A 3,105-nucleotide genomic window follows, 5' to 3' on the forward strand; every position below is an offset into this window, starting at 1 on the left:
CGCTGTTTTCGAACACACCGCGGGCGCATCGTTTGGGACGAACGGATGATTGGGTCGTTATCCGCTTTGACAAAGACACCGGTGGATCAGGTCACTGTACGGTCGTGACCGAACACAATGGCACATTGGCAGGCAAGCGCGTTATCCGCGGATATGAAGCGGCCTGTGCGCGCCACTATGCTTGCGACGGGATCGAACATCTATAGCCATCAAGCCGTAACTGTGGACGGCTATTCCGGCAGGCAGATTTCCGAGCGCAACACCGCGAGGGTTGTTCGCGCAAGAAGTGCAACCACAATCACGCTCAGGACACCAAGCAACACCCATGCGAGCGGGGCAAACACGGCCCCTGAAGTGGTCAGTTCAGCGTAGCGAAAGCAGGCAACGGTCATTGCCGCAAAAGGAAACGACAACGCCCAGAATGACAGCGCGAACGGCAGCCGCAGCAGCGCAGGGATCTGGGTCACAACAAGAGCCGTGAAAAACAAACCAAGATGCATCAGAACCCGTGCCATAGGATCAACCACTCCGCCATTCAGCTGGGTCCATGCAAGAAATCCAACAGCAGGCGGCGCGATGAGGATCACCAGCGTCGGGCGCAGTTTAGCCGCCATCGGCTCGTGGAAGACCAACCGGTTTATGACGATCGTTAACAAGATAACCCAGAACAACAGACCCACTGAAAAGAAATACCAGCTGACCTCGATGTAGCCCAAAGGAACACCAGCGATTGGGGCGACAACATTGCCCACGGCCGGAATGAACCAAGCAGGTGACAGGTGTCCCGCGCCAAAACCGCGATGTCCAATCCAGCTCGCGATGACCGCTAGCGTTAGCATTGCTTGCAATGCAGCACCTGCAATCCAGACCCCAGCTGCAATGTCAGGCATCGCCCCCCGCAAGGCCGTTGCGCCCAGTAGCAAACTGATACTGATAGCGGGAAAGAATGCGATTTTAACCGGATGATTCCAGTCCGCCGCCACTTCACTGGGATGCAGAACTGCTTTGGCAGCGTAAAGGGTCAGAATGCAGGCAAAAACGAGCGTCGCAAATCCCGCAATCCATATGCTTGGGCCAGCGAAGCCCGCTGCATGAAATGCCAGCGCTGTGCCATAAAGACCCATTATGCTGCTGAAAAACCCAACGGGAAAATACGCGAGTTTGCCCAGCGGCTTTGTGTCAGAAGATGCAATTTCGGTCATGGTTATCTGCCTGCCTATGGTCGTGCGCACTGTGCCGGGTCGAAGGGGAATATCATATTCATGCCCCTTTACGTTACGCCCTCGGCTATCGACATAAGTATAGACCGTCAAAGATGGCCCTGTCGGTGATTTTATCACAGTCAACGTACCGCCTGTAGGTTTCTCATGTCACGGAAGTCAAAGTGGTCCCTCGCATGGGTCAAAGTCTTCTGTGCCGATCATGCCTTGCCCCAAAAGCCAAATTTGCATCCGTTTTTGCCATCCTACACGGACTAGTGCCCCCGAATTAACTTGGGGCAATGCGTGGTCGACTTGTTCTATGCTTGTTGGCGCATGGGTGACCGCAGTTGCAAGGAACGGTCGGCAGAGTGTTAGAATGCGTTTCAAATAGTTTGGAAAAGGGGTTCGCGCGATGAGTGGCTACAAAATAGGTCTCGCGTTAGGCGGCGGCGCGGCGCGGGGCTTGGCGCATGTCGGTGTGCTTGAGGAATTGCACGACGCGGGAATTGAACCTGTCGTGATCGCGGGAACATCTATGGGTGCTTTGGTCGGCGGTGCCTACGCTGCGGGCAGGTTTGACGCATTGCACGCTTGGGTGAAAACGATGGACTTGCGCGCGTTCACCTCGTTGTTGGATGTGGGCCTGACACGCGGCGGCGTGATTGACGGGCAGGGCGTTCTTGATTGGTTGGACGACATGGAGATGGATCCGCTGATTGAAACCTTGCCGATCACCTATGCGGCCGTGGCCACGGACTTATCAGATGGATCCGAAGTCTGGCTCAAGGAAGGGTCGATGGCCGCTGCGATCCGCGCCTCAATTTCAGTGCCCGGCATATTGCGCCCGGTGTTGAATGACCGCAGATGGTTGGTCGACGGCGGATTGGTGAACCAAGTGCCGGTCTCGACTTGTCGGGCGCTTGGCGCTGATTTCGTGATCGCGGTAAGCGTCAACGAAGGCATAATCGGCCAACGTAGAAAGAAAATGCGCGCTGGGCTCAGCAAAGAAGCCGAAGATCAGCGCGCGGCGCGCATGGCGCATATTTTGGATCAGGTGCCGACCGTCTTGCAAGGTGCCGCCGAACGCATTTTGCCCAGTTTGATGATGGGCAAGCCCGAAGCACCTGCCTATTTCGACGTGCTGGTGAATACCCTGAACATCATGCAAGACAGGATCACCCATTCGAGACTGGCTGGCGAGCCGCCGAACTTGTTGATCGCGCCAGACGTCGCGTCAATCAAGATGCTGGATTTCGATAGTGCCGCGGACGCAATTTCAGCTGGCCGTGATGCGGCAAAAAAGGCAATTGGTACGATCCGCGACATGATTTCGGAGTAACACCAAAATTTTGCCCGAGCCCAGTGCATTGACCGATATCAAGTGGATCAGGCATGCATCCATTAGGTTCAGGCGAACTGAACGATGATGAAAAAAGGAGGAACTCAGTTGCAAGATGCAATAAAGCTTGTTTGTCTATCATGCGGACAAGCCAACCGAATTCCCCGCGAAAGGCTTGAGAGCGGTCCTAAATGTGCCAAGTGCGGCACCTCACTTGTAAGCGGTGAAGTGGCGGCTATCGCGAACCAGCTTCACGACAAGGCAACACGGACGGACGAACTGCCTCTCATTGTGGATTACTGGGCGCCTTGGTGTGGGCCATGTAAAATGATGGCGCCAGAATTTGCGGCCGCAGCAAAAACGATGCGCTACAAGGCACGCTTTGCCAAGATAGACACCGAACAGTTTCCGGAGATTTCGCAACGGTTGCAAATCAGGGGAATTCCGCTGTTGATCCTGTATCTTGGTGGAAAAGAGATCGGGCGCTTGTCCGGTGCGCGACCTGCGGCTGATATCACAGCTTTTGTCCGCCAACATCTTTGAAAACCTGACATTGCCGCGCAT

General features: G+C 55.1%; 3 protein-coding genes and 1 pseudogene. 3 read left to right on the top strand and 1 reads right to left on the bottom strand.

Features of this window, described 5'->3' with window-relative positions:
- A pseudogene (locus QZ197_RS15510) lies at positions 1 to 206 on the top strand (hypothetical protein); the annotation flags it as partial.
- Between the two features lie 24 nt (positions 207 to 230).
- On the opposite strand, the gene QZ197_RS15515 reads toward QZ197_RS15510, so the two are convergent.
- Positions 231 to 1,202 carry an SLAC1 anion channel family protein gene (locus QZ197_RS15515; RefSeq protein WP_296433094.1) on the bottom strand — a complete coding sequence of 324 codons (972 nt, stop codon included), beginning with the start codon at positions 1,200 to 1,202 and terminating at the stop codon, positions 231 to 233.
- Positions 1,203 to 1,614: 412 nt separating this feature from the next.
- Between QZ197_RS15515 and QZ197_RS15520 the strand changes: the two genes are divergently transcribed.
- Both QZ197_RS15520 and trxC read left to right on the top strand, forming a co-directional pair.
- Positions 1,615 to 2,541 carry a patatin-like phospholipase family protein gene (locus tag QZ197_RS15520; RefSeq protein WP_296433095.1) on the top strand — a complete coding sequence of 309 codons (927 nt, stop codon included), beginning with the start codon at positions 1,615 to 1,617 and terminating at the stop codon, positions 2,539 to 2,541.
- Positions 2,542 to 2,625: 84 nt separating this feature from the next.
- On the top strand, positions 2,626 to 3,084 hold the full coding sequence (trxC, locus tag QZ197_RS15525) for a thioredoxin TrxC (RefSeq protein ID WP_296433096.1): 459 nt from the start codon (positions 2,626 to 2,628) through the stop codon (positions 3,082 to 3,084).
- Positions 3,085 to 3,105: the final 21 nt, after the last annotated feature.

The organism is Yoonia sp., assembly GCF_017854415.1.
Lineage (GTDB): Bacteria > Pseudomonadota > Alphaproteobacteria > Rhodobacterales > Rhodobacteraceae > Yoonia.